Source organism: Ruegeria arenilitoris (genome assembly GCF_013032445.1).
Taxonomy (GTDB): Bacteria; Pseudomonadota; Alphaproteobacteria; order Rhodobacterales; family Rhodobacteraceae; genus Ruegeria; species Ruegeria arenilitoris_F.
The window spans coordinates 1-5,625 of record NZ_WQCA01000064.1; the positions used below are offsets into that span (position 1 = coordinate 1).

6 protein-coding genes and 1 riboswitch are annotated in these 5,625 nt (G+C 59.5%); of the genes, 4 read left to right on the top strand and 2 right to left on the bottom strand.

What is annotated here, in order from left to right:
- The 4 genes from GOW98_RS25205 to GOW98_RS25220 form a co-directional block, all read left to right on the top strand.
- A partial coding sequence (locus GOW98_RS25205; protein ID WP_367646908.1) for a LysR family transcriptional regulator occupies positions 1 to 938 on the top strand: 938 nt, incomplete at its 5' end.
- Between the two features lie 184 nt (positions 939 to 1,122).
- Positions 1,123 to 1,228: riboswitch (TPP riboswitch) on the top strand.
- A gap of 32 nt (positions 1,229 to 1,260) precedes the next feature.
- Positions 1,261 to 2,241: a thiamine ABC transporter substrate binding subunit gene (gene thiB, locus GOW98_RS25210; RefSeq protein WP_170337346.1), complete on the top strand. Its 981-nt coding sequence runs from the start codon at positions 1,261 to 1,263 to the stop codon at positions 2,239 to 2,241.
- Complete coding sequence (locus GOW98_RS25215) at positions 2,217 to 3,764, top strand: thiamine/thiamine pyrophosphate ABC transporter permease ThiP (protein ID WP_170337347.1); 1,548 nt, start codon at positions 2,217 to 2,219, stop codon at positions 3,762 to 3,764. Before thiB ends, GOW98_RS25215 begins: the two co-directional genes overlap by 25 nt.
- Positions 3,751 to 4,443: a thiamine ABC transporter ATP-binding protein gene (locus GOW98_RS25220; RefSeq protein WP_170337348.1), complete on the top strand. Its 693-nt coding sequence runs from the start codon at positions 3,751 to 3,753 to the stop codon at positions 4,441 to 4,443. The genes GOW98_RS25215 and GOW98_RS25220 overlap by 14 nt, the downstream gene beginning before the upstream one ends.
- 3 nt (positions 4,444 to 4,446) lie before the next feature.
- Here the strand turns inward: GOW98_RS25220 and speB are convergent, their stop codons facing one another.
- Positions 4,447 to 5,412, bottom strand: a complete 966-nt coding sequence (gene speB / locus GOW98_RS25225) for an agmatinase (protein WP_170337349.1) — start codon at positions 5,410 to 5,412, stop codon at positions 4,447 to 4,449.
- A gap of 21 nt (positions 5,413 to 5,433) precedes the next feature.
- A partial coding sequence (locus GOW98_RS25640) for a hypothetical protein (RefSeq protein WP_217359743.1) occupies positions 5,434 to 5,625 on the bottom strand: 192 nt, incomplete at its 5' end.

The following is a 5,625-nucleotide window of genomic DNA, read 5'->3' on the forward strand; positions in this document are numbered from 1 at the left end:
CTGATATAAACAAAATTAATATGAAACCCGTCAATGATATCCGTATCCTAAACGCCTTCGTCGCCGTTGCCCAAGAAGGCAATATCTCGCGCGCGGCAAAGCGATTGCACCTCACTCAACCCGCCGTCAGTTTGCAGTTGAAACGCTTGGCGCAGGACACGGGACTGGAACTGTTTCGCCGCACACCCAAGGGTGTTGAGCTTACACGAGATGGAGAAGCCCTTGTTGCCAAAGCAGAAAAAGTTCAGGCAGCTATAGAAGAGTTCGGTCAAACCGCGCGACGGGTGAATGGAAATGTTCGAGGCACGCTGCGACTTGGCACCATTGTTGATCCGAACTTCATACGCCTTGGCGCTTTTTTGGCGGCCCTCGTGGATGGGTATCCCGACCTGCAAACAAAGCTTGTGCACGGTATAAGCGGTGATGTCGTTGGGCGCCTGATCAGTGGGGAAGTGGATGTAGGTTTTGTTCTGGGTGATCTTGATAGCTATGAAACCGGCGATCAGGATCAAACAGACTCGGTGTTTTTCCAACGGGAACTCACCAAATTTACTTACCGCGTTATAGCTCCAACAGGTTGGGGGAAACGTGTCTTGGGCAAGGATTGGCCAGCCCTGGCTGCTCTGCCTTGGATCGGCACGCCGAAGAACTCTGTGCACCACCGGCTGCTGGAGAAAATCTACGCGGATCTTGATTGCCAGCCGCAGGCAGTCTGTCTTGTTGATCAGGAGCCATCAATGCTGGCCATGGTACGATCGGGTATTGGACTGAGCCTGTGCCGAGAATCGATAGCGCTTGAGGAAATGCAGTCACGCGGACTTGTGATATCGGATAGGGTCAAAATTGAAACTTCCCTTCGGTTTATAACGCTTGCTTCGAAAAAAATGGAACCAAACGTTGTCGCTGCTTTCGACGCCCTCAGCGCAACGTGGAACTAACCTTGGTTCTTTAACCGCTGATCGTGACCCACGCTCTGGTCGTACGTTGCCGGGCTTGGACTGTAAGTCGGGTCAGGCCTTACTGGGCAATTTCAAAGGGTGCAAGTATGTCCGCCCAGTCGTTGTCGTTAGCTGGGTCAGCCTGCAAAACGGGTTGTCTTTTGGTTGGTTCCCGCCTAGTCAGAGCCTCACCTCGGGGTGCGTGGTGTGGCCGCGCTGAGATGCCTCTGGCGAACCCGTTGAACCTGAACCGGCTAGAACCGGCGGAGGGAAAGGTGACGGTTTCATCCATCCTTGCCCTCTCGCCGCAATGGAGGATGACATGAAACATCTGATGATTGCTGCGGGACTCCTGAGTGCAACCACGGCTATGGCGGCCGATAAACCTCAGTTGACCGTGTATACTTATGACAGCTTTGTCTCGGACTGGGGCCCCGGCCCACAGGTGAAAGAGGCGTTTGAGGCGGTCTGTGACTGCGAGCTGAACCTTGTCGGCGTCGAGGACGGCGCGGCGCTGTTGTCGCGTATTCGGCTTGAGGGTGAAAACTCGGACGCTGACGTGGTGCTGGGCCTGGACACCAACCTGATCAACGCGGCCAAGGAAACTGGCCTGTTTGCGACCAGCTCGGTCAGCGCCGAATACACGCTGCCGATCGAATGGACGGATGAGGTGTTCGCGCCTTATGACTGGGGCTATTTCGCCTTCGTTCATAACGCCGATGCGGCAGCGCCTGCGAATTTCCGCGAACTGGCCGAGGGTGACACCAAGATCATCATTCAGGATCCGCGCTCCTCGACCCCCGGTCTGGGGCTGCTTTTGTGGGTGCAGGCGGCTTATGGCGATGAAGCGGCGGATATCTGGGCTGGTCTGGCCGACAATATCGTGACTGTGACCAAGGGCTGGTCCGAGGCATATGGCCTGTTTCTGGAAGGTGAGGCCGATATGGTCCTCAGCTACACCACATCGCCCGCCTATCACCTGATTGCCGAGGAAGACGCCAGCAAAGCGGCGGCTGCCTTTGACGAAGGTCACTATATGCAAGTCGAGGTTGCGGCAAAGCTGGCCGGGACCGATCAGCCGGAACTGGCGGATCAGTTCCTCGAGTTTATGGTCTCGGACGCGTTCCAGCAGATTATTCCGACCACCAACTGGATGTATCCGGCGGTGACCCCGGCAGCCGGTCTGCCCGAAGGGTTCGACACGCTGATTCAGCCGGAAAAATCCCTGCTGTTTTCTCCGGATGAGGCCGCCAAAGTGCGGGATCAGGCGCTTGCGGAATGGCTGAGCGCGCTCAGCCAGTAAGCCCCTGGCCGGGCGTTGGCGCGGCGGCTTTGGTGGCCGCGCTTATATTGGGGACCCTTGCCGCGGTTGCCCTGCGGGCTGACGCGGCGGGCGGTTTCGGCCCGGCGGATTGGGCCGCCCTGCGGTTCACGCTTGTGCAGGCGGTTTTGTCGGCCCTGTTCAGTGCGGCGTTGGCGGTTCCGGTGGCGCGGGCACTGGCCCGACGGCGGTTTCCGGGGCGACGGGCGCTGATCGCGCTATTGGGCGCGCCCTTTATTCTGCCGGTCATCGTGGCGATCCTCGGGCTGTTGCAGGTCTTTGGTCGCGCTGGCTGGATTTCGGATTTTTTGGGGCTTTTTGGACTGCCGCCGATGCGGATTTATGGGTTGCACGGTGTTGTACTGGCGCATGTGTTCTTCAACCTGCCGTTGGCCACACGGTTGATCCTGCAGGCGTGGCAGGAAATCCCCGCTGAACGCTTTCGACTGGCCGCGCAGCTGGGCTGCGACGGGATGGCGATGTTCCGTCTGATCGAGCTGCCGATGCTTAGACGCATCCTGCCGGGTGTGCTAGCCGTGATCTTCGCCATCTGCCTGACCAGTTTTGCCGTCGCCCTGACCCTAGGTGGAGGACCACGGGCGACGACGATTGAGCTGGCGATCTATCAATCCTTTACCTACGATTTCGATCTTGGCCGGGCGGCGTTGTTGTCCGCGTTGCAACTGGCCCTTACGGCTGCGGCTGCACTGGCCGCGTTGAAGTTTTCGCGCGGCGACGGGTTCGGGGCGGGTCTGGACCGGGCCATCCGCCGCTGGGACGGTGGCGCGCCGGTGCTTGATACGTTTTGGATATTGGCGGCGGCGGCGTTTCTGCTGCTGCCTTTGGCGGCGGTGGTGATTTCGGGGCTCTCGGGATTGTTTGAGATGCCCACGCAGGTATTCCGCGCCGCGCTGACCTCGGTTCTGGTGGCTACGGCCAGCACGGTTGTTTTGTTGGTGTTGGCCCTGCCTATGGCCATGGCCGTTGCAACCGGGCGGTACGGGATCGTCGAACTCAGCGGCATTCTGGGGCTGGCAGCCTCGCCCTTGGTGATCGGGACCGGCCTGTTCATCCTGATCCGTCCGGTGGCCAATCCCACCACACTGGCGCTGCCAGTCACGGCGCTTGTGAACGCGGTCATGGCGCTGCCCTTCGCCCTGCGCATTCTGGTGCCTGCCGCGCGCGACGTGGTCACCCGACATGGGCGGCTGGCGCTGTCACTGGACATGGACAAAACGACCTTTTTCACCCGCATTCTGCTGCCTCGAATGCGTCCGCAAATCCGCTTTTCCGCAGGCCTTGCGGCCGCGCTGTCGATGGGAGATCTCGGCGTGATTGCTTTGTTTGCGGACCCCCAGATTGCGACCCTGCCGCTGCAGATTTACCGGCTGATGGGAGCTTACCAGATGCAGGCGGCAGCCGGGGCGGCGCTTTTGCTTTTAATGCTGTCAATGGGCGTTTTCTGGCTTTTGGATCGCGGAGGGCGATTGCATGCTGAAACTTGACCGCTGCGTCATTGAAAATGGTGGTTTCGCCTTGCGGGCCGATTTTACAATCGAGGCCGGGGCCAGTGTTGCCATCGTCGGCCCTTCGGGGGCGGGCAAGTCCACATTGCTTGAGGCAATCGCCGGGTTTCGCGATCTCAAACAGGGGCAAATCCTGTGGCAGGGGAAACGCATTTCCAACCTTGCCCCGGGCAAACGCCCGCTGGCGATGCTGTTTCAGGATGGCAACCTGTTCCCGCATCTGACGGTGGAGCAGAACGTCGCCCTGGGCCAACATCCCAATGGGCGCCTGTCGGCAGAGGAGCAGGCGCAGGTCAAAACCGCGTTGGCCCGCGTTGGCCTGCCCGGTTTTGAGGGGCGCAAACCGGCCGAACTGTCCGGCGGACAACAAAGCCGGGTCGCGCTGGCCCGGGTTCTGGTGCAACGGCGTGACATACTGTTGCTGGACGAACCCTTTGCGGCGCTGGGGCCCGCGCTGAAAGCGGAAATGCTGGACCTAGTTGCAGGGTTGCTGGCCGAGACCGGAACAACCCTGCTGATGGTCAGCCATGACCCGCAGGACGCCCGTCGTATCACCGACCAGACTGTACTGATGGCCGACGGGCATGCGCATCCGCCTGCGGCGACGGTGCAACTGTTCGACAATCCGCCGCCCAGCTTGCGGGCTTATCTGGGATAGGCGCTATTTTCGGTTGTGGAAGATAAAGCCAAGAAAGTTCAGCAGGAGCTGCGCCGCCAGAATCTGCGTGCTTTCCGTCTGATCATAGGCCGGGGCGACCTCGACCAAATCGATGCCGACCACATCACCGCGCTTGGCTAACCCCTGAAGGATTTCCAACACGTCATAATACAGGAACCCGCCATGGCTGGGCGTTCCGGTGCCCGGCGCGATCGACGGGCAGAAGGCGTCAATATCGATGGTGACGTAATAGCGTACGCCTTCGGGTATGCGCTCCAGAACGCCGTCCGTTCCTAGCTTGCGCACCTGCCGGACCGACAGGATATCCGAGCCGCGCGCTCGCGCGTCCTCGTAGCCTTCCCTGGCGGTCGAGGACACGTTGCGGATGCCCAGTTGGGTCATCCCTGACACATAGTCTTTCTCGATGGCGCGGCGCATCGGGTTGCCGTGACCCTCGGTGACGCCGTGGCGTTCATCGACAAAGTCCAAATGCGCGTCGATCTGGACCACATGAATGGGCCCGTTCTTTTCGCAATCCTCGGCAAAGGCGCGGATACAAGGAATGTTGATCGAGTGGTCACCACCAATGGTCACCGGCAGGGCAGCTGCATCCAATATCTTTTTCACGCCGTATTCGATATTGTCGTGGCTTTCCTCGGTCTTGGTGTGGATGACATCAGCATCACCCAGATCAACGATGCGCACGTCGCTGCCCAGATAGGTGGCGTCGTCCTCGTGGTCGTAGGCTCCGGCATGGCCAAAGCTGAACAGGGTCGAGGCCTCGCGCACCGCACGCGGCCCAAACCGGGCGCCCGAACGATACTGACAACCAAAGTCAAACGGCGCACCAAGGACGGCTACATCAGCATCAATATTGTCCCAGTTCTCGACATAGGGCTTTTTGCCAAAAGTCGCGATGCCGACAAAGGGCAGGTTCAGACGACCTGATTCATAGCCATGACCCGACATGATTTCTCCATTCTTTTTGCGTTACCGATACGCCTGATCCGGCTGGAACAGCGTGATTTCAGGTACCGCCGCCGGTTGCCCGGTGGCTGTCTGCAGGATGATAAGAAAAGAGTGGCACTCCGCAAGCCACCGCCGTTGAATACCGGCGGTCAATGCCATCAATTCACTGCGGCGTTTATGGGTGTTGTAATGATTGAGGGTGTGATTTGAGAG

Excerpts from the sequence above, each read along its gene's own strand:
- GOW98_RS25215 (WP_170337347.1), top strand. The coding sequence starts at position 2,217 with ATGGCTGAGCGCGCTCAGCCAGTAAGCCCCTGGCCGGGCGTTGGCGCG.
- speB (WP_170337349.1), bottom strand. The coding sequence starts at position 5,412 with ATGTCGGGTCATGGCTATGAATCAGGTCGTCTGAACCTGCCCTTTGTC.
- GOW98_RS25220 (WP_170337348.1), top strand. The coding sequence starts at position 3,751 with ATGCTGAAACTTGACCGCTGCGTCATTGAAAATGGTGGTTTCGCCTTG.
- thiB (WP_170337346.1), top strand. The coding sequence starts at position 1,261 with ATGAAACATCTGATGATTGCTGCGGGACTCCTGAGTGCAACCACGGCT.